The 19,343-nt window shown below is 58.5% G+C and carries 25 protein-coding genes and 1 tRNA gene; 5 read left to right on the forward strand and 21 right to left on the reverse strand.

The window, feature by feature from the left end:
- Positions 1 to 2 precede the first annotated feature (2 nt).
- Genes RLQ26_10550 through RLQ26_10560 form a run of 3 tightly spaced genes read right to left on the reverse strand, consistent with a single transcriptional unit; the run spans position 3 to position 3,691 of the window.
- Positions 3 to 1,295, reverse strand: coding sequence for a homoserine dehydrogenase (locus RLQ26_10550; protein ID MEQ9089163.1), 1,293 nt, complete (start codon positions 1,293 to 1,295; stop codon positions 3 to 5).
- Positions 1,292 to 2,506: an LL-diaminopimelate aminotransferase gene (locus RLQ26_10555; GenBank protein ID MEQ9089164.1), complete on the reverse strand. Its 1,215-nt coding sequence runs from the start codon at positions 2,504 to 2,506 to the stop codon at positions 1,292 to 1,294. The genes RLQ26_10550 and RLQ26_10555 overlap by 4 nt, the downstream gene beginning before the upstream one ends.
- Before the next feature lie 57 nt (positions 2,507 to 2,563).
- Positions 2,564 to 3,691, reverse strand: coding sequence for an OmpA family protein (locus tag RLQ26_10560; GenBank protein ID MEQ9089165.1), 1,128 nt, complete (start codon positions 3,689 to 3,691; stop codon positions 2,564 to 2,566).
- A gap of 350 nt (positions 3,692 to 4,041) precedes the next feature.
- Here RLQ26_10560 and phaC point away from each other — a divergent pair, with 350 nt between their 5' ends.
- Positions 4,042 to 5,871 (forward strand): class I poly(R)-hydroxyalkanoic acid synthase, encoded by a 1,830-nt coding sequence (phaC, locus tag RLQ26_10565; protein MEQ9089166.1) that lies wholly within the window; start codon positions 4,042 to 4,044, stop codon positions 5,869 to 5,871.
- A 28-nt stretch (positions 5,872 to 5,899) separates the two neighbouring features.
- Here phaC and RLQ26_10570 read toward each other — a convergent pair whose 3' ends face one another.
- From RLQ26_10570 to rplM, 4 genes are all read right to left on the reverse strand, one after another.
- Positions 5,900 to 6,454 (reverse strand): gamma carbonic anhydrase family protein, encoded by a 555-nt coding sequence (locus tag RLQ26_10570; protein ID MEQ9089167.1) that lies wholly within the window; start codon positions 6,452 to 6,454, stop codon positions 5,900 to 5,902.
- 9 nt (positions 6,455 to 6,463) lie between these two features.
- The gene (gene argC, locus RLQ26_10575; GenBank protein MEQ9089168.1) at positions 6,464 to 7,516 is read right to left on the reverse strand and encodes an N-acetyl-gamma-glutamyl-phosphate reductase; all 1,053 of its coding nucleotides are present in this window, start codon (positions 7,514 to 7,516) and stop codon (positions 6,464 to 6,466) included.
- A 107-nt stretch (positions 7,517 to 7,623) separates the two neighbouring features.
- Complete coding sequence (gene rpsI, locus RLQ26_10580; protein ID MEQ9089169.1) at positions 7,624 to 8,115, reverse strand: 30S ribosomal protein S9; 492 nt, start codon at positions 8,113 to 8,115, stop codon at positions 7,624 to 7,626.
- Position 8,116: 1 nt separating this feature from the next.
- Positions 8,117 to 8,578: a 50S ribosomal protein L13 gene (gene rplM / locus RLQ26_10585; GenBank protein MEQ9089170.1), complete on the reverse strand. Its 462-nt coding sequence runs from the start codon at positions 8,576 to 8,578 to the stop codon at positions 8,117 to 8,119.
- Positions 8,579 to 8,799: 221 nt separating this feature from the next.
- Between rplM and RLQ26_10590 the strand changes: the two genes are divergently transcribed.
- From RLQ26_10590 to RLQ26_10600, 3 genes are read left to right on the forward strand one after another with little or no spacing between them, the layout of a single operon-like run.
- Positions 8,800 to 9,591, forward strand: a complete 792-nt coding sequence (locus tag RLQ26_10590; GenBank protein MEQ9089171.1) for an enoyl-CoA hydratase — start codon at positions 8,800 to 8,802, stop codon at positions 9,589 to 9,591.
- 30 nt (positions 9,592 to 9,621) lie between these two features.
- Positions 9,622 to 10,110 carry a CoA-binding protein gene (locus RLQ26_10595; GenBank protein MEQ9089172.1) on the forward strand — a complete coding sequence of 163 codons (489 nt, stop codon included), beginning with the start codon at positions 9,622 to 9,624 and terminating at the stop codon, positions 10,108 to 10,110.
- Positions 10,097 to 11,383 (forward strand): O-acetylhomoserine aminocarboxypropyltransferase, encoded by a 1,287-nt coding sequence (locus RLQ26_10600; protein ID MEQ9089173.1) that lies wholly within the window; start codon positions 10,097 to 10,099, stop codon positions 11,381 to 11,383. The genes RLQ26_10595 and RLQ26_10600 overlap by 14 nt, the downstream gene beginning before the upstream one ends.
- A gap of 8 nt (positions 11,384 to 11,391) precedes the next feature.
- Here the strand turns inward: RLQ26_10600 and cutA are convergent, their stop codons facing one another.
- The 9 genes from cutA to RLQ26_10645 all read right to left on the reverse strand — a co-directional run bounded on the left by cutA (position 11,392) and on the right by RLQ26_10645 (position 15,393).
- Positions 11,392 to 11,712, reverse strand: coding sequence for a divalent-cation tolerance protein CutA (cutA, locus tag RLQ26_10605; protein ID MEQ9089174.1), 321 nt, complete (start codon positions 11,710 to 11,712; stop codon positions 11,392 to 11,394).
- A 27-nt stretch (positions 11,713 to 11,739) separates the two neighbouring features.
- Complete coding sequence (locus tag RLQ26_10610) at positions 11,740 to 12,111, reverse strand: 3TM-type holin (GenBank protein MEQ9089175.1); 372 nt, start codon at positions 12,109 to 12,111, stop codon at positions 11,740 to 11,742.
- Positions 12,053 to 12,709 (reverse strand): hypothetical protein, encoded by a 657-nt coding sequence (locus RLQ26_10615; protein ID MEQ9089176.1) that lies wholly within the window; start codon positions 12,707 to 12,709, stop codon positions 12,053 to 12,055. The genes RLQ26_10610 and RLQ26_10615 overlap by 59 nt, the downstream gene beginning before the upstream one ends.
- A 63-nt stretch (positions 12,710 to 12,772) precedes the next feature.
- Positions 12,773 to 12,976: a hypothetical protein gene (locus tag RLQ26_10620; GenBank protein MEQ9089177.1), complete on the reverse strand. Its 204-nt coding sequence runs from the start codon at positions 12,974 to 12,976 to the stop codon at positions 12,773 to 12,775.
- Positions 12,977 to 13,085: 109 nt separating this feature from the next.
- Positions 13,086 to 13,361 (reverse strand): hypothetical protein, encoded by a 276-nt coding sequence (locus RLQ26_10625; protein MEQ9089178.1) that lies wholly within the window; start codon positions 13,359 to 13,361, stop codon positions 13,086 to 13,088.
- 39 nt (positions 13,362 to 13,400) lie between these two features.
- Positions 13,401 to 13,604, reverse strand: a complete 204-nt coding sequence (locus tag RLQ26_10630; GenBank protein MEQ9089179.1) for a hypothetical protein — start codon at positions 13,602 to 13,604, stop codon at positions 13,401 to 13,403.
- A gap of 287 nt (positions 13,605 to 13,891) precedes the next feature.
- Positions 13,892 to 14,080 (reverse strand): hypothetical protein, encoded by a 189-nt coding sequence (locus RLQ26_10635; GenBank protein MEQ9089180.1) that lies wholly within the window; start codon positions 14,078 to 14,080, stop codon positions 13,892 to 13,894.
- Positions 14,081 to 14,179: 99 nt separating this feature from the next.
- Complete coding sequence (locus RLQ26_10640; protein ID MEQ9089181.1) at positions 14,180 to 14,617, reverse strand: terminase; 438 nt, start codon at positions 14,615 to 14,617, stop codon at positions 14,180 to 14,182.
- 575 nt (positions 14,618 to 15,192) lie between these two features.
- Entirely contained in the window at positions 15,193 to 15,393 is a 201-nt protein-coding gene (locus RLQ26_10645; GenBank protein ID MEQ9089182.1) for a hypothetical protein, read from the reverse strand.
- Positions 15,394 to 15,798: 405 nt separating this feature from the next.
- Between RLQ26_10645 and RLQ26_10650 the strand changes: the two genes are divergently transcribed.
- Positions 15,799 to 16,482, forward strand: coding sequence for a S24 family peptidase (locus tag RLQ26_10650; protein MEQ9089183.1), 684 nt, complete (start codon positions 15,799 to 15,801; stop codon positions 16,480 to 16,482).
- 51 nt (positions 16,483 to 16,533) lie between these two features.
- On the opposite strand, the gene RLQ26_10655 is transcribed toward RLQ26_10650, so the two are convergent.
- From RLQ26_10655 to RLQ26_10675, 5 genes are all read right to left on the reverse strand, one after another.
- Complete coding sequence (locus RLQ26_10655; GenBank protein MEQ9089184.1) at positions 16,534 to 16,782, reverse strand: DUF2312 domain-containing protein; 249 nt, start codon at positions 16,780 to 16,782, stop codon at positions 16,534 to 16,536.
- A gap of 578 nt (positions 16,783 to 17,360) precedes the next feature.
- Positions 17,361 to 17,437: transfer RNA gene (locus RLQ26_10660), tRNA-Pro, on the reverse strand.
- 74 nt (positions 17,438 to 17,511) lie between these two features.
- Positions 17,512 to 17,949 (reverse strand): MerR family transcriptional regulator, encoded by a 438-nt coding sequence (locus RLQ26_10665; protein MEQ9089185.1) that lies wholly within the window; start codon positions 17,947 to 17,949, stop codon positions 17,512 to 17,514.
- Between the two features lie 8 nt (positions 17,950 to 17,957).
- Positions 17,958 to 18,272 carry an integration host factor subunit alpha gene (locus RLQ26_10670; protein ID MEQ9089186.1) on the reverse strand — a complete coding sequence of 105 codons (315 nt, stop codon included), beginning with the start codon at positions 18,270 to 18,272 and terminating at the stop codon, positions 17,958 to 17,960.
- A 99-nt stretch (positions 18,273 to 18,371) separates the two neighbouring features.
- Positions 18,372 to 19,343, reverse strand: coding sequence for a beta-ketoacyl-ACP synthase III (locus RLQ26_10675; GenBank protein MEQ9089187.1), 972 nt, complete (start codon positions 19,341 to 19,343; stop codon positions 18,372 to 18,374).

Consider the following 19,343-nt stretch of genomic DNA (forward strand, 5'->3'; position numbering starts at 1 on the left):
TTCTACAACGCTTCAATTCTGATCATGCGGGATGGCTCGAGCACGGGGTCAAGACCATCGATCCTGTGAAGCGCTCTCATCATGTTGGCTTCAATTGTCTCATGAGTGGTCAGGACGATAGGGACTTTCTCCCCGGGCGCCCGGCCATGCTGGAGCATCGACCGCATCGAGACATCCTCGTCTCTCAAAATAGCCGCGACATCGGCAATCACACCGGGCCGGTCGAGGACCATGAGGCGAATATAGTAATCACCACGGTGCCGGGTCATGTCGCGCGGCTTGAGGGTCTCCAACCGCTCTGAGGGGCTGCCGAAGACGGGGCGCGCCGCGTTCCGGGCGAGTCGGACCAAATCGGAGACAACGGCGCTGGCCGTTGGAGCGCCCCCAGCCCCCGCCCCCTCCAGCACGATACTCCCGGAATAGGCGCCCTCCGCGACGACCGCGTTGGTCGCGCCGTCGACATTGGCAATGGCGGCACTGATGGGGACAAGACAGGGATGAACGCGCTGCTCGACCTCGTCACCGTCCCGTCGTGTGATCCCGAGAAGCTTGATCCGAAACCCCAATTCCTCGGCGAACCGGATATCGAGCTGTGTGACATTTCGAATGCCTTCGACATAGACACCGGAGAAATCGACATGACATCCAAAGCCCAGAGCAGTCAGAAGTGCCAGCTTGTGGGCGGTATCGGTTCCGTCCACGTCGACGCTTGGGTCCGCCTCCGCGTAGCCAAGACGCTGGGCGTCCGACACAACATCGGAAAATTCCAGACCGTCGCTTCGCATGCGGCTGAGGATATAATTGCACGTGCCGTTCAAAATGCCGTAGATGGCCCGAAAAGGGTTGGCCGATAGTCCCTCCTGCAGAACATCGATGATCGGAATGGCGCCGGCCACGGCGGCTTCGTATCCCAGTCCCGCCCCCGACGCCTCGGCCAGGCGAGCCAGGCTATTCCCGTGCACGGCCAGAAGCGCCTTGTTGGCGGTTACCAGGTGTTTGCCGCTTTGCAGCGCGGTTTCTGATACCGCGCGGGCAATCCCGTCCGAGCCCCCGACGAGTTCGACGATTACATCGAGATCGCCGCTTCGCGCCATGTCGACCGGATCATAGAACCAGCGGACCCCGTCCAGGTTGACCCCCCGGTCCCTGTTCCGGTCTCTGGCTGAAACGGCCGACAATTCGAGACGACGCCCGGCGCGGTCGGACAGCAACTCTTCCTGTTCCTGCAGCACCCGGGCGGCCGATGCCCCCACCGTCCCCAAACCGGCAATCCCTATTTTCAAACTGGAACTCAAGAGGCCAAAGCCGATTTGCCTGATGCCGTTCCGGCATAACGGTTGAGGAAAGATTTGATGTTCCTGGCGGCCTGGCGGATGCGCTGCCGATTCTCGACGAGTGCAATCCGGACATGCCCGTCGCCATATTCACCAAAGCCGATGCCTGGCGACACGGCCACATTCGCCTCCTGCAGCAGGAGTTTTGAAAATTCGAGAGACCCGAGGTGGCTGAATTGCGGCGGGATCGGCGCCCAGACGAACATCGTCGCGGGAGGCGACGGAATGACCCAGCCGGCCTGCCTGAAACTGGATATCAGGACGTCTCGCCGTTCCCGGTATCGGTTGCGAATTTCATCAACGCAGTCCTGTGGACCATTCAGCGCAGCAGCCGCAGCAACCTGAACGGGTGTAAACGCGCCATAATCGACATACGATTTTATTCTGGCGAGCGCATGGATCAGCTTCTTGTTTCCCGCGGCAAAACCGATCCGCCATCCCGGCATCGAATAGGTCTTGGACATCGTCGTAAATTCGACAGCGACGTCCTTAGCCCCTGGGACCTGAAGGATCGAGGGGGGCGGCTGGCCATCATAATAGAGTTCGCAATAGGCCAGATCGGACAGGACATAAATGCCCTCCGCACGACAGAAATCGACAATCGCCTCGTAGAAATTCAGGCCGACTACCTGTGTCGTCGGGTTCGACGGAAAATTCACCACAAGGGCCAAAGGCTTGGGAATACTGTGGGCAACCGCTCGTTCCAGTTCGCGGAGGAATCCTGCTTCATCGGATACCGGAAGATGACGTATCGACGCCCCTGCCAGGATGAAGCCGAAGGTGTGGATCGGATAGCACGGGTTTGGCGCCAGAACGAGGTCACCCGGATTGGTCATGGCCTGAGCCAGATTGGCCAATCCTTCCTTCGAGCCAATGGAAACGACGATCTCGCTCTCCGGGTCCAGTGACACACCGAAGCGCCGGGCGTAATACGCACTTTGCGCGCGTCGCAAACCCGGAATTCCTCTCGAGTTGGAGTAGCGGTGAGTTCGCGGGTCCCGGGTCGCCTCCACAAGTTTTTCGACGATATGCGGGGGCGTCGGTGAATCCGGATTACCCATACCGAAATCTATGATGTCGTCACCCCGCGCCCGGGCGCGCGCCTTCATCGCATTGACTTCGGCCAATACGTAGGGAGGGAGACGGCTGATCCGCAAAAAATCGTGATCCATAATATCTAGATGCCGGCCTTCAGATGCCCATGCGGAGCCTGTCTAATCCCGGACCGATCAATAATCGAGGAAAATCTCTGTCCGCCGATTGCCCGCCTCCCCCGAGGGCATGAACTCGTAATAAATGGGTTCGGAATCCGAGGCCGCCGTTACAAGGATGCGGTTCTTGGGGACACCCACAGCAATTAAATGGCTGGCGACAGCCTCCGCCCTTTGGACGGATACTTCGAAGTTTACAAGCTTGTGATCCAAGGGCGGCAAATCCCTCGTCCGGCTGCTGGCGTGCCCCACGACCCGAACATATCCCCCATAATCTTCGTGCAATTGCGCGATTTCCCGGATGAGCCGCCGGTCCTCCGCCGATAATTGGGAAGAGCCGCGATCGAAGCCGATCACGCCCACCTGGATCGTCCGCGACGGTTTCTCCGGCGGGGTCGCCAAAGACGCCAACGGAAGCGCAGCCAGGCTTTCGCCCGCCTCGGCGCCTGTACCTGCCGGCCCGGACTGGGCGAATGCCGCCGCCGCCGCCTCGTCGGCCGTAACCTGTTCCGGCGGCGACGAGTCGCGCCCCGCTTCCGGGAGAGCTCCGCCTCCTATCACCCTTTCCGGATCCTCCCCGGACTCGAACGGCGTTCCGGCCTCTTCCTCGCCCGCCCCGGGGGCGGCATTGTTTTCAGCTTCGTCCGCGTCAGCTACGACCGACCGGTCCGGGACAGGCGCCAGGGCAGTGTCCTGGGTGCCGTCGCCAGGATCAGGTGAGCCAGGGTCAGGTGAGAGTGCCGAGGAGGCCGGAGTCGCGTCCCCTGCCCTGGACCCGGCCTGCTCCTCTGCCTCATCCTCATAGAGAACATTTTCCCGATCAGGGCGTAAACCGTTGTCATCCTGGGGCAGCGCCACCGACGGCTCCTCCGCCTGACCAGGAACTTCCTCGGGCGCCTCCGCAATACCGGGCTCCTGAGTTTCGGTCTCTTCCGAGGATGCGACGGTCGTGGCTGCCGCCCCATCGCCTTCCTTTTCCGTTTCGGCCTCGGCAGACGCCTCGCTGCCATCGCCTTCCGACGGTGTGGGAGCCTCGGCCTCGACCGACGGTTCGGCCCCATCGCTGCCAAATATCCCGTCATAAGCCTCACCAGTCCAGTCCGCCGCGCCCTTGTACCATTCCACCGGATTCACGGCGTCGGGCACCGAGGCACACCCCGTCAGAAAGACCGCGAGCGCGCAGGCCGGACCCGCCGTCCGGAGGCCCCGCCAAGAGGGTTGAACTACTTCAGACGGGCGCATAGGGTGGCGCCCGGCTTCCCGGTCTTGCGTGAGAGGACGGTCTGAGGCCACTGGATTATTCTCCTCTGGAAATTCGCCCGCAGTCTGCCTTGAAAATGACCGCTGGAAAAGCCATTAAGCGGCTGTTTTTAAAACCTTACTTGGCGGTTTTCAGGGAATCTTCGGTATCACCCGGTTATAATCGCCCCCACGGCTGCGAAACAGCCGCTTTCTCCTGTTCTTGACCCGTCCCTGAACCCCCGAAGGCTTGGCCCATGAACACCTCATCCCCGCCCGAAGAAAATGACGAATTTGGCCAGCACCTGGCCAAAATCGCGGAAAAGAGTCAAAAGCTGATTGTCGACTTCCTCTCTCGCCGGGGCGGATCGGACCAATCCCCTGACTTGCAGCCGGACCCCCTGAACATCGGCGGACCGTTTCTGGAAATGACCACCCGTTTGATGTCCGACCCTGCCAAGCTGGCCAACGCCCAAATGGCCCTTTGGAAGGGATATCTGGATCTGTGGACTTCGACGGCCCAACGGATGATGGGAGAACCTGCGCCTTCGGTGGTCGAGCCCGAAAAAGGCGACAAGCGTTTTACCCACCCCGACTGGGAGGAAAACGCTGTCTTCGATTTTCTCAAGCAATCCTACCTGCTGTCGTCAAAATGGATGCTCGAGACTGTGAGGCAAGTTGACGGTCTTGACGAACAGGCGGCAAGAAAGGTCGATTTTTACACCCGCCAGTTCATTGACGCTCTGTCGCCGACAAACTTCGTGATGAGCAATCCCGAAGTGCTTCGCGCCACGCTGGAAAGCCACGGCGAGAACCTTCTCAAGGGACTCGAGAATCTCCTTACCGATCTTGAACGAAGCAAGGGCCAGCAACTGCGGATCACCATGACCGATCCGAACGCTTTCAAGGTTGGCCAGGATCTGGCCGTGACGCCGGGCAAGGTCATCTATCGAAATGACCTCATGGAGGTGATCCAGTACGCGCCGGCCACAGAGGAAGTCTACCAAACGCCCCTTCTGATCGTGCCGCCCTGGATTAATAAGTTTTACATCCTCGATCTTCGTCCCAAGAATTCATTTATAAAATGGGCGACCGAGCAAGGGTTTACGGTCTTCGCAATTTCGTGGGTCAACCCGGATTCCAGCCTCGGACAAAAAACTTTCGAGGATTATTTAAGCGAAGGCCCGCTGGCCGCCCTGGAGGTAATTCAGTCCATAACCGGAAGCGAAAGCATCAACGGCGTCGGCTACTGCCTCGGAGGAACGCTTTTGGCTATTGCCATGGCGTATCTGGAATCCAAGGGAAGCCCCATCATCGAATCCGGGACCTTTTTAACAACGATGATCGACTTCCAGGAAGCCGGTGAACTTGGCGTCTTTATCGACGAAGCTCAGTTGACTGCGCTGGAACAACAAATGAGCGAGCAGGGCTATCTCGACGGCGCGTCGATGGCCAATACGTTCAACCTGTTACGGGCAAACGACCTGATCTGGTCATTCGTAATCAATAACTATCTTCTTGGAAAAGAACCGTTCCCGTTTGATTTGCTGTATTGGAATTCGGACTCCACCCGTATGCCCGGAGCGATGCACAGCTTTTATCTTCGCAATATGTATCAGAAGAACCTGCTGACACGTCCGGGTGGCATCTCGATGCTGGGAACACCGATAGACCTGTCAGGAATTACCTGCCCCGCGTTTTTCCTTTCCACGCGCGAAGACCATATAGCGCCTTGGAAATCGACATTTTCCGGCGCAAAGATTCTTTCTGGCGAGACGCAGTTCGTACTTGCCGCATCCGGACATATCGCCGGTGTGGTCAACCCGCCGGAAAAGGGAAAATACTGTTTCTGGACAAACGGAAAACCGGCGGGAGAGCCAGGAAATTGGCTTGAGGCGGCGGAGCGGCAGGAAGGGTCCTGGTGGCCTTACTGGGGCAGGTGGATCGCCGAAAAATCGGGACCCAAGATCAGCGCCCCCCAGAGCCCTGGCAATCCGCAGTATACGCCGATCGCCGATGCGCCAGGTGAATATGTCCGGGTGCGAGCAGATTTGACAGCGGAAGAATTGAAGGCGCGAACGGCCTGAGCCTGCGCCCTTTCGGTCCGAGATTAGGTCAGTTGCCGGACGTCTGGCCCATATATTCCTGGGCAAGCGCCCAGTACTGGCGAGCGAGCGGAGAAAACTCCGCCCTCTCCTCGCTCGTCAGCTGACGCAGCCGCTTCGCCGGCGCGCCCGCCCAAAGCTCGCCTTCCGGCACGGTTTTTCCTGAAGTAACCAGGGCTCCCGCCGCCACCATCCCCTCCGTTTCGACGACAGCGCCGTCGAGAACCGTCGAGGACATGCCGATGAAGGATCGGGGCTGAGCGCAGCAGGCGTGAAGCACTGCCCGGTGTCCGACCGTAACCTCGTCACCAATTATCGTGGGGAGGTTCTTGCTCGAAACATGGATGATCGTGCCGTCCTGGATATTTGACCTCGCTCCAATGCGGATGAAATTGACATCCCCGCGCAATACGGCACCAAACCACACGGAGGCTTCGGGACCGACCTCCACATCTCCGATGATCACGGCACCCGGCGCGATGAAGGCCGTCGGATGGATCTTGGGCCAGCATCCTTTATAAGGGATTATTGTCCCGCCGCCGCACGGCGCATCAGAACTGTTCATCCTTATCCCCTACGGGAACAGTGGGGCCTGTTCAAGGCCCAGACCTTCCTCGAAACCAAGCATCAAATTCATGTTCTGGATGGCCTGTCCGGAAGCTCCCTTGACGAGGTTATCCAGAACAGAGAACAGGATTGCCCGGCCCTTTATGCGGTCCTCGAACACAGCGATGCGACATTGATTCGATCCCTTGACATGCCGCGTTGCCGGAACAAGGCCTTCGGAGAGGACCGAAACGAATTGCTCACTTGCATACGTTTCCTCAAGACATGACCTGACTTCACTCACCGAAACCTGGCTCGACAATTTCACATAGATTGAGGACAAGATCCCCCGGACCATCGGCATGAGGTGTGGAGTAAAATTCACGGTGATATCCTGGCCAACGGCAAGTGACAGCTCCTGCTCTATCTCGGGCAAATGCCTATGGCTGGCAACTCCGTAAGGATGGACGCCTTCGGTCACTTCGGCAAAAAGGGTCGCCTCCTTTGCAGCGCGGCCGGCCCCGCTGACACCGGACTTGGCATCAATGATAATCCCTTCCGGCTCGACGAGCCCTGCCCGCAGCAAGGGAATCAAGGGCAAAAAGACAGAGGTCGGGTAACAGCCCGGATTGGCAACGAGCCGAGCTTCCCTAATTTGGGACCTCGCGATCTCGCTCAACCCGTATACGGCCGTTTTCTGCAGCCCGGGCGCATAATGCGCATGTCCATACCACTTCGCATAAAGGTCGGGATCTCGCAGGCGGAAATCGGCCGACAGATCGATCAGCCTCAGCGTCTCGGGCAGGCCGGCGACAACCTCCTGGGTGGTTCCGTGCGGGAGAGCGCAAAAACAGAAGTCGATCTCAGACCAATTCACGTCTTCTATTCTCGTCAGCCTGGGCAGATCTTTCAACGAAAGGTGGGGGAAGACGTCGCTGAGCTCGGCACCCGCTCGCCTGTCGGCCGTAAGCGCGGTAATCCGTGCGAGTGGATGGCCATTCAGCAGCCGTACCAACTCCGCCCCGGTGTAGCCACTGGCACCCAAGATAGCGATATTCGCGGATTCTGAAGCTTTTAACATCAGGCACGTGTCCCAGACGCCAACTCTTTTCCAAGGTTGGGAGTGCTGACCGGGGACTGAAGGCGCGAGCGGATCTTTCGGCCGGATACTTTCCCCAGTGTCGGGATTTAGCGCTTCGAGAACTGGAAGCTGCGGCGGGCCTTCCTGCGGCCATACTTCTTTCGCTCAACCACGCGGGGATCTCGCGTGAGAAACCCGCCCTTCTTGAGGGCCGAGCGCAGTCCGGGCTCAAAGGCGACCAGAGCCCGGGAAAGCCCGTGGCGCAATGCGCCAGCCTGCCCGGACAGCCCCCCGCCGGAAACCGTGCAAACGACATCAAATTCGGTATCGCGCTCAGTCGCAACCACCGGCTGTCGGATTACCGCCTGCAATGTGGGTCTCGGGAAGTATTCAGCCGAGTCCTTTCCGTTCACCGTGATCCGCCCGGATCCAGGCTTGATCCACACGCGTGCGACAGACGATTTCCGCTTCCCGGTCCCATATGACCTTCCGAGTTTATCGCGCACCGGTTCGGTCGAAATGGCGGAAGCCTGTTCGATAGCCGTGCCGCTAATTCCGGCCGGCGCCACATCTCCAAGCGTTGGTGTCTCGTCGCTCATCTTATCGGGTCCTGGCATTCTTGGAGTTCATCGCGGCGATATCCAGAACTTCTGGCGCCTGGGCTTCATGCGGGTGTTCCGCCCCTGAATAGACCTTCAGCTTTTTCATCTGAGCCCGCCCAAGGGGTGTGCGCGGGACCATTCGACGGACCGCATTCAGGATCAGGTCTTCCGCGCGATGCTCGCGCACTTCGTCGAGGGTCCGCTCCTTGATCCCTCCCGGATATCCCGTATGCCAGAAGAACTTTTCGTCCGTGCCCTTATTCCCCGTCAACCGGACCTTGTCCGCATTGATCACTACGATATGATCACCGCAATCGATATGGGGCGTATAGCTGGGCTTATGCTTCCCCCGCAGGCGGCTGGCAATTTGGGTTGCCAAGCGGCCCAGAATCAGCCCGTCCGCGTCCACCACGTACCATTTTCTTTCAATTTCTGACGGTTTTGCTGAATATGTCCGCATCGTCCACTTCCCTTGAGGCGCATCGGCAGCCCTGCTGCCAAGGCCGCGCCAGTATTAGCACCAGGCGGCGAGAGTCAAGGGAATATTGTGCCCGGATTTGATATTTCTTACGTGTTTTCATAGTTTTAGATATGCGGTTTCATATTACCTCACCTCGCCACTCACATCCGAGGTACGTCACATTCCGGCCCTCCTCCGGCCAATAAAGGAAAGGCATCCTTATGGCCCAGAACCTAAAGCTCAAATACACCAGTTCGACAGGCATCGCCGAGATCGTCCTCGATCGTCCGGATGCCCGAAATGCCCTCTCCTACGCTCTACTGACGGAACTCGAGGCAACGCTACGGGATGTACGCGAAAATCCGGAAATCAGGGTGCTTGTCATAAGTGCCACCGGGCCCGTGTTCAGCGCGGGCCATGACCTGAAAGAGCTCCTGGCGGCAGATGACCCGGAATTCCACCGACAAACATTTTCCCTTTGCTCCCGTGTGATGAGCGCCTTTCCCGAATTGCCCCAGCCCATCATCGTCCAGGTTCAGGGCCCTGCCACCGCCGCCGGTTGCCAGATGGTCGCGGCCGCGGATCTGGCCGTCAGTTCAACCGATGCGAAGTTCAGCACACCCGGAGTGAATATCGGCCTTTTTTGCGCGACGCCAATGGTTCCGATCTCACGGAGTGTTGCTCAGAAACAGGCGATGGAAATGCTTTTGACAGGCGATTGGATTGACGCTCCTACAGCGAAAGCCATCGGGCTGATCAACCAGTTCACGGCGCCAGGCAATCTCCGGGAATTGGTATGGGCGCTGGCCGAGAAAATTGCGGCCAAACCGCGCCGCGTCATACAGGAAGGAAAGGCCGCATTTTACGCCCAGCGCGGAAAATCGCTCCTCCAGGCCTACGAAATGACGACCGGGATTATGGTTGATAACATGGGTAAACCGGAAGCGATTGAAGGGATCTCCGCCTTTTTGGAAAAAAGGGCACCCAACTGGAAAGTCGGCATCGACCACTAGAGAAAAGTGATTTTGAAAAGCTCGGACTCAATGGCGCCTTCTGTCGACACGTTCTCTATCCTAAAACGTGCCAAGCGAATCGCTGTGGTCGGCGCAAGCAACAAGCAAACGCGTGCCAGTTATTTCGTCATGAAATACATGACGACCAAGGGGTATGAGATTTTTCCCGTCAATCCTCATCTCGCGGGAACGGTCATTCTGGGAAGAACGGTCTGTAGCAGCCTCCTCGAAACCCCGCCCGAAACGATTGACATCGTTGATATTTTCCGGCGGCCTGAAGAGGTCCCCGGTATTGTGGATGAAGCCATAGAAATTGGCGCCGGGGCAATATGGATGCAACTCGGAATAAAAAATGATACCGCTGCTCTCAAAGCAGCAGCGGCGGGACTTGACGTCGTTCAGGACAGATGCCTGAAAATCGAATACGGGCGATACAGTGGAGAGATGGGCTGGGGCGGCATGAATACCGGCGTGATCAGCAACAGACGTACAAGGAAACTGGACTATGGCCGGAAATAAAGAGGAATTCGGGTTCGAAACAAAAGCGATCCACGCGGGTGCTGCGCCGGACCCGACCACAGGCGCGCGCAATACGCCAATCTATCAGACAACTTCGTATGTTTTTGAAGATGTCGAGCACGCGGCATCGCTCTTCAACCTCGAGACCCTGGGATTCATTTATACGCGGCTCACTAACCCGACGGTCTCTGTCCTGGAAGAACGGATTGCGACGCTGGAAGGTGGAATCGGCGCCTGTGCGACGGCATCTGGCCACTCCGCCCAGATGGTTACTCTCTTTAATCTCCTGGAAGAGGGCGACGAATTTTTAGCTTCAACTGCTTTATACGGAGGTTCGATCAATCAGTTCTCGCACACGTTCAAGCGCTTCGGGTGGCACGTCAGGTTCGTCGACCCCGACCACCCAGAGAACTTCAGGAAAGCCCTGACCCCCCGCACGAAGGCAATCTTCATCGAAACACTAGCCAATCCGGGCGGAGTTATTGTCGATCTCGAAGCCGTCGCAAACATCGCTCACGAAGCCGGCGTTCCCCTGATCGTGGATAACACGATGGCAACACCGTATTTGAGCCGGCCGTTCGACTGGGGCGCTGACCTCGTCGTCCACTCGACAACAAAATTCCTCTCGGGGCATGGCACCTCCCTTGGTGGTGCGGTCGTGGACTCCGGAAAGTTCGACTGGGCGAAAGATGGAAAGTACCCGTTTTTGACAGACCCGGATCCGGGCTATCACGGCCTTAAATTCTATGAAACCTTCGGCGAACTGGCATTCACCTTCAAATCAAAAGCCGTCGGCTTGCGCGATCTCGGCCCTGCCATGGCGCCAATGAATGCGTTTATGACCATTACCGGAATTGAGACGCTGCACGTCCGAATGGACCGACACGTGGAGAACGCTTTAACGGTCGCCGAGTTTCTTGAGGGTCACCCGAGAGTGTCCTGGGTTTCCTATGCCGGCCTCAAATCCAGCCCCTATTACGCCTTAGCGAGGAAATATCTCCCGAAGGGGGCCGGTTCCGTCTTTACCTTCGGGGTCAAGGGGGGCTACGAGGCAGGCGTGAAAATCGTCGAAAATATGGAGATTTTCAGCCACCTCGCGAATATTGGTGACACACGAAGCCTGATCATCCACCCCGCTTCGACCACCCACCGCCAACTTGACGAGGCTGCTCAGGAGAGAGCCGGCGCGGGTCCCAACGTCGTACGCGTTTCGATCGGACTCGAGTCCGTCAACGACCTGATACGGGATCTGGATCAGGCACTCGGCCGATAACATCCAAATCAGATTGTCTCGCGGTTCACCCATTCGAGGAAAGCGCTGTTCCCGCCCTCGATTGCCAATGACACGATACAAGGACAATCGTAACTGTGCAGGCTCTTGATCCGGTCTGTGACAGTCCTAACCAATTTTTCTTTGGTCTTGGCAATCAGCACAGCCTCCGTGTCCTCGACTACCTTGCCCTTCCAACGGTAGAGGGATGAGGCATTTCCGATGATATTCGCACAGGCGATCAGCTCTTCCTCAAGAAGAACTCTCGCGACCCTATCGGCCTCTTCTTTGGATCCGCAGGTCACGTAGACAAGTCCGGCATTCTCCGCCACAAAGTCCTCCGATCACTTTCTGACATATCAAGATTTCACACGTCTCCATTTATCGAAACTTCTGCCCGCCGTGTAACCCAAATATCCTGAACCGAAAAGCCACCACATCGGCTCCGGTATTGCCGCCAGCCACGCCTGAACACCGATCGAGATCTTTCCCGCCGCTTCTGGTGCAAAGACATGGAGAATTCCTACCGGCATGGCCATCAGGATAAACGCGTAAACAACATAAAGGAATGTCGGGCGCGCCCGGCTCGTCCACGGGTCGGGGGATCTCGCCTCTGCGAGAATTGCTGAAAGCTGCGCCTCAGCATCCTTAAGACGGCCATCTGCCTTCGCTTCAACAAGTGCTCTCCTGGCCTTTGCCTGCTCGGCAGGGTCTGGCCAAACTCTTTCCAACAAAGCTTCCGCGAACTCGAATACCCTCGACGGTGAGCCGCTCCGATTTCCATGCGTCGTTGTTTTGCGCCATGGAAAACAGGTCGTGGCCGTGATTGCGGCCCCGTGGAGTAAAGGCGAAGACGGCCCACCCGTCGTTTTCAGCAAGAATTGGCCGAATGAAATCCCACGCTGCAGGGTCCGCCAAGGCGAATTCCGAGAACACGACGCCGACCGGGTTCGCCCCCACAAGGCTGTTGTAATTATCCGAGCCGCATACCTGCCAGATAGAGCCACACTTGAGCTCGATTTTCATTTCGGACCCGTTTGTCGCCCGTCGAATTGATGGCGGGAAGACCTGGTCGATCACCCGTCGTCCAGTGCTGTCAATTGCGTCCCAGACCACCCGGCGCCCCTGCACATTGGTCGGAAGCATATGCCAGTACGTGCCCACACGACGGTGTGCGGCGACCGCCGTCCAGTTCAGGCAAAGACTCTCCTTCCCTGCGCGGCGATGCCAAAGGGCGACCGCGCGTTTCCCTCCGCTTTCGAGAAAGTGCCAAACTGGGAGCTGGTAACCTCGCGGCGCCCAGTCGTTTGGAAGGGAAATCTCGAGCATCGGGCAAAAAAACGCCCGGTTTGTACCGGGCGTTTCCAAAATTCGGGCTGACTGTTTCGCTTTTCAGGCCGCAGGCTCGTAGACCCCGTCGGCATATCCGACCGTTCTGTCTTTCCCTTTCAGACCATCCGCCACGATGTAAATCTTTTCCGCCTCGAAATCATCGGGCAGTAACATCAAAAGATTCACATTGTTCTGCGCGATGCATACCCAGCTTCGTGGGCTCCCCGAGTGGGGATCCGAACCATTCACCACAAAAAGCTTCATTCTCACTCCCCTTCGACATTGCCGCGTTTAGGCGCTGACCCGTGGCGGAGGTCTTACCACGCCCAATTCGCGGGCTCAACCAACCCAGGCTCTGTCGAGAGGCCGGACCTCAGACGCCGCTGGTGGACTGCGCGGGGATCGGCGGGTTAGACGCTGGCATGCCGTGGAGCATCGCCGCCGCCTCGGTGACCGTTGCCCAGGATCCGCACGAGCCGAGCCGACGGTCCCGACCGACAAAGCCATCGGCTACCCGAATGATCTCTTCCGTTTCAAAATCATCCGGTAGCATCAGGTTAAGATTCGTTGGGTTCTGCGCGATGACCATCCAGCACTTGCGGACACCACCCTTGGACAGGTCTTCACCGTTCACGATGAAAAGTTTCATAGGATGTCCCTCCAATAACTCTTTAGGCGCCACGCTGTTTCAAGCGGCCCGTTCGGTCAGTTCCTGAATGTCCGGCACGAACGGCGCGTTCATCTCCGCCACGATACCCGCGTCACCCTTGACGTTATCGAGAACCTCAAAGACTTTTTCCGCTCTCGCCGCCGCCAAGGATTTCGCGGCGGCTTCCGTCTCGGCGATGATCAGCCAGGACCGGCTTTCGCCATTCACTGCAAATAATTTCATCGTCTTCTCCCCTCGGTTGCGGTTGGTCCCCTGCTGCCCCAAATCTGCGATCGGTGTCCGCTTTCAACGGGGCGTGAGGGTCGGGTCCCAAATACCCGAGAATTCCACTTAGATATTTCCACAACGTTGATAGGGTTATTATGTGGCCCCGCGCGCCGGATCGCCAGACTTTTCACGAAGCTGCGACAGATTGCCCAACTGACATGCGGCTGGCACGCAGAACGTGCACGCGTGGCAAAGGCGCCTCCCCGCAGGAAAGCGCCTTTCTTACAGTCTTTCGCTGATGATCAGTTTTTCGTTTGCACGAGTGGCCCCGAACCGGAGGCGATCACCTTCGCCTCACCCTCAAAGCCATCCACGAGTTCGATTACCTCGTCAGGCGCCGCATCCGGGGGCAAGAGAGCCCTTGCCGCCGCCGCGTCCTCGGCCGTGACAAGCCAGCTTCCTGTCGATCCGTTCAAGGAAAATATCTTCATTCCGCCCCCCAAGCGATGCCTGTTCCAAAACGACAGAGAGAGTAGAGCAGCCGATGTAATTTTTCGAGGGGCCTTGTCGCGGAACCCCTACTCGACCCCCTACTCCGCCGGTATTGCATTTTCGGGCACCCGCTCGCCGCCAAACTGGACGATCCGTATTGTTGGGACCTCTTCATTACCGGAGACACGCTCCCGGAATTTTGCGGGACGGTACGCCCGAAGCAGAAACATGAGGAGCTGGTCAGAATATTCCCGGACTACGCCGATCTGCTTCCCCTGGTAAAAAACCGGCTTGTCCCACCCTTCGAGGGCACGCCGTCGTGCCTCGGATTCGAGTAAATCAAGCGCTTCTTCGAGAGCCGCCCGCCAGGCCGCCCTGAATGCCGGACTTTTCTCCCGGGCCCGATATGCCTGAGCACGGGAAATTCCGGCCTCGGCGGCGGCGACACTGACCACGCCTCTTTCCCGCAGGGCCTCGAGAAAAGCTCCCCGGCGGGCCCGGTCAAACTTCCGGGGTGCCAGAACCTGGTTCGTCATGATTCTCTGCTCTTTGGTTCCGAATCAAAAAGGGCCGGCTGGTGGCCGGCCCTGCTTTGTATGTCTTCAGCGTATGACTGTACGTATATAACATTCACGACATCTGCGACAAGCGTTTTTTTGACCTTCCCGGAAAAAAATCTTTCCCTCTGGCGCCAGCCGGCCCGGCTGCTTGATCGAGTTCGCGCCGGATCTCGGTGATTGCCGTCCTGAACCGCCGCTGCAGTGTCCGGCTGCTCCGACGAAATACGTATTCCAGGTCCCGCCACGCGATCCCCGAGCACCGCAACCAGACGAGCTCGCCCTCCCGCTTCTCCAGCCATAAAAGCCAAAGGATTGCCTCGTCCATCCGATCGATCTGGTCCGCATTGGGGGGGATTCGTGCGGCCGTCGGCGTGCCATACCCGTATGCTTCTCCGGCAACGTGGATAACTGCCGGCCAGGAACTCCATTTTCCCTTCAGGTATAGAAGCTCTTTTGGCCTGGGCAGGCGCTTCAGAAAGTCAGCGGCCTCTTCCAGGCGCCGGATGATTTCCGCGTGGCGGGCCTCTCCTGCAGGTGGGTCCCGGTCGGAATCAGTCCCTGCCATGTCGTTCTCCATACAGTTTTTCGCCGATCTGGCGGATTAGCTCTTTCTCGGGCCAGGTGAGGCGATCATCGTCGAGCCTGACCACCAGGACCCCCCCACGCCAGCCATTCTGCAGACGGGCGAATGTCCGCCGGGCATCGTCAGCATTACGGCCGGATGCCACCACGCTGGAGAGGCTTGATTTCATGAAGGAATTGAATCCCCTATCGGTTCTTGCGCCATTGCTTCACCCTGTTTCCTCAGGCAAACGCTCGAAAACGCGGATCCATTTTGTGAAATGGCGATAGGTTGGATTTCCAGGGCCGGCACCACCGGCAACATCGGGATATAATGCCGCGGCCGCACGGTAGGCACGCCAGCGCTCAGGCTCCTGCGCCCTCAGGGCGGCGTGAAAATTGACGATGTTTTCTGGAAACGGTCTACTGGGAGGGGGCTTGATCATACGGCATCACCTGCGTCTGCGACCCGGGGCTTCCTCGGGAAGCCGGAACTGTACGCATAAGTACTATTTTTGCGTACATCCGTCAAGGGGAATGTCGCAAAAAACCGTGTCGACGGGCCCGAAAAAGAAATCTGAAAGGAGGAGGTGACCATGACCGACACCTCACAGGCAGCATCTCGCCTGAAGGCCCTGCGGCAAAAGGCCGGTCTATCGCTGCGGGAAATGGCGCGCGAGATCGGTTGGGGGGCGACCCGCTATCAGCATTACGAGGACCGATACAAGAAACCGTATCTGCCGATCGAGGTGTTGGACGCAATTTTGCCCGTCCTGGCCCGCCACGGCGTTCCGCATCGGGATCTCGAAAAGCTCACCCCCGCTATGCCGGGAAACATGCGTGAAAAGCAAAAGGCAGAATCCGATGATCTCGTTTTCGTGCCTGTTTACGACGTCGCGGCCGCCGCCGGCGATGGCACCATGGTGGACGCCGAACACCAGACTGGTCGCCTTGCCTTTCTCCCGGAATGGCTGAAAAGCGTCACTACCGCGGCCCCCGCCAGCCTGGGGGTCATCATGGTCCGGGGCGACAGCATGTTCCCCACGCTCGTCGACGGGGATCACATCCTCATTGATTTCACTCAGACAGTGCCCAGACAGGACGGTATTTTCGTCATCCGGCTCAATGACGTGCTCCAGGTTAAGCGCGTGACCCTGCACCCGGGGACTGGGCGTCTTACGATCTCATCCGACAATCCTGCCTATTCGGCCTATCCGGACCTGGCGCCCGAGTCCATCCATGTCGCAGGGAAAGTGATCTGGCTGGGACGCCGGGTCTGATCCCCATGCCGATGTAAAGTTCGGCGCCGCCTTAAGAGCCTGCCAGATGCCTCACCCGACCAGGCCAAGAGCACTCTTGTAGAGATCCAGCAGGGCCTCGCGCTCGGCACGATCGGCGCTATCGAGCTTTCGAAGCTTCACCACCTGCCGCAAAGTGGGCACATCGAAACCGTTCGCTTTCGCCTCGGAATAGACTTCGCGAATATGCCCCGCAATCTCGGCCCTCTCTTCTTCGAGGCGCTCAATCCGTTCCACATACCGCCGTAAATGTTCGCCGGCCACTCCTGCTGCTTCTGCCATAAACTTCCTCTACCCATACGCATGTCACCAATCGGGCCACCCGGCCGGAACATTTGGCCGGCTCTTTTTTGGCACCCCGGAATTGGCCGGCACTCTCTCCAGTTGCGTCGATATCGTCAATGAGAGATGCGTTTTGTATCAGTCAGGCCCGTCTCCCGATTTGCCGTAATGCACCGCTTGACCACATGTACGTATTTTACGTACACTTGCCCTTCCCGATGCCTGACCAGAAAAAAGGAGCAAGCCATGGCTTTGGAATTGTCATCCCTCAGGGCTCTCGGCGGCGGTGGCGGCTTCTGGCTCTGGCATTATCGGACGCCCGACGGCCCTGACCGCCTGCTCGGCCCGGATTATTTTCGCGGCCATGATGGTGTTCTGCGCGCAGGGCATATGATACTCGCGGCCTGCAACCTGAACGCAAGCCCCATGGGCCTCGTACTTTTTGTATCGGCCGCAGACGGCGAAAAGGCTGAGATTACCTTGCTTTCGCGGGAACCGCTGGAGGGGACCGTCGTTGTGGAGACTCCGATCACTGGCCCACGTGGCAGCAGAACCGGCCAAACCAGAGACGGCGGAATTGGTCGGAGCGGCGGGATTTGAACCCACGACCCCCACACCCCCAGTGTGATGCGCTACCAGACTGCGCTACGCTCCGACCTTGGAAACCGCGCAAATCTAGCTGCGCAGGCCTTCTACTGCAACAAGGGCAGCCACGATTTTGACGGAAATTTACTTTGGATCGCCGTCCAGTTCGGCCCGGATTTCCTGGAGTTCGGCCACGACGGCACTCAGCTTGGCGCGCGCGCTCGATGACAGTCCAGAAGGTGCCGCCGTCTTGACCTCCGGGTTTTGGCCCTTGTCCTTGACGAGTGCCCGTGCACCCTTTTCTTTCAAGAGCCGCTGAACACCCCTGATCGTATACCCGTCCTGATGGAGCAATTCACGAATACGGCGGAGAAGCTGAACATCCTCGGGACGGTAGTAGCGGCGCCCGCCAGCCCGCTTCATGGGCCGGACCTGGGGAAACTTTGATTCCCAGAAGCGCAGGACGTGCTGCGGCACTTCCAGCTGGTTGGCCACCTCGCTGATCGTCCGGAAAGCCGCGGCGGATTTTTGGGGCGATTCCCGATCTCCGTTCTGGAGATCTAGATCACGAGATTCCGACATCAGAAAATTCAGTCAGTCGTGTCCGCTGCCGGACGACGGTTAATGCGTTCCTTCAGGACGTGGGATGGACGAAATACCAGAACCCTGCGAGGCAGGATCGGCACCTCCTCACCTGTTTTGGGATTCCGGCCAATGCGCCGCCCCTTCTGGCGCACCGCAAAACTCCCGAAGGAGGAGATTTTCACCGAGCTGCCCTTGATCAGCGTGTCCGAAATTTCCTTGAGGACTGACTCGACAAGGTCGGCCGACTCGTTTCTCGACAGGCCCACTTCCTGATATACCGCTTCGCTGAGTTGTGCTCGGGTAACGGTGTTTCCAGCCATCCGCCGATCCTCCTAAAACCAGAATAGCCCTTAGACAGTCAACAATCAATGATTTCAAGGGGATGGACATTCCCCCTCAAAGCCCGCTTCAGCCGAGGATTACCAACGGACGAGGCCGGCACCCCAGGTCAGCCCCCCACCGATGGCCTCCAGCAGGACGAGGTTGCCGGGCTGTATCCGGCCATCTCGCACCGCCTGATCCAGGGCCAGCGGGATGGAGGCGGCCGAGGTATTGGCGTGGTCCTCGATCGTGATCACGACACGGTCGACAGGAAGTCCAAATTTCCGTGCCATGCCCTCCATGATCCGCCGGTTGGCCTGATGCGGTACAACCCAGTCAATGGCGTCCGCCTCAAGGCCGTTAGCATCGAGAGCTTCCTGGATGACCTCGGACAGCTTGGTCACCGCGTGGCGGAAGACCTCCTTGCCCTCCATGCGCAGATGCCCTGTCGTGCCAGTGCTGGACGGGCCACCGTCGACGTACAGAATGTCATGAAGCGATCCGTCGGAATGGAGGTGTGTGGACAGGATACCCCGATCGCCGCTGCCGATCTCTCCCTCCACCGCCTCCAGCACGACGGCGCCGGCGCCGTCACCAAAAAGAACGCAGGTCGAGCGGTCCTCCCAGTCCAGGATCCGCGAAAACGTTTCGGCCCCGATGACCAGCGCCCGTCTGGCCTGCCCAACCTTGATAAAATTGTCCGCCACCGCCAGCGCGTAAACGAAACCGGTACAGACCGCCTGCACATCGAAAGCGGCCGCGTTGGCCGCCCCCAGCTTGTCCTGCACCCGCGTAGCCGAAGCCGGAAAGGTCTCGTCCGGGGTGCTCGTCGCCACCACGATCAGGTCAATCTGGAATGGGGTCAGTCCTGCCGTATCAAGTGCCCGAACTGCCGCGCAGACCGCCATGTCCGACGTAAGCTCGCCGGGCGCGGCGATATGCCTGGCACGAATCCCGGTCCGCTGGGCGATCCATTCATCGGAAGTGTCGAGCCGGCGCGCCAACTCGTCGTTGGTCACAACCTTTTCCGGCAGGTAGGCGCCACTGCCAATGATTCTCGAATGCTGCAT

It is taken from the genome of Alphaproteobacteria bacterium (genome assembly GCA_040220875.1).
In the GTDB taxonomy this organism is placed as follows: domain Bacteria; phylum Pseudomonadota; class Alphaproteobacteria; order JAVJVX01; family JAVJVX01; genus JAVJVX01.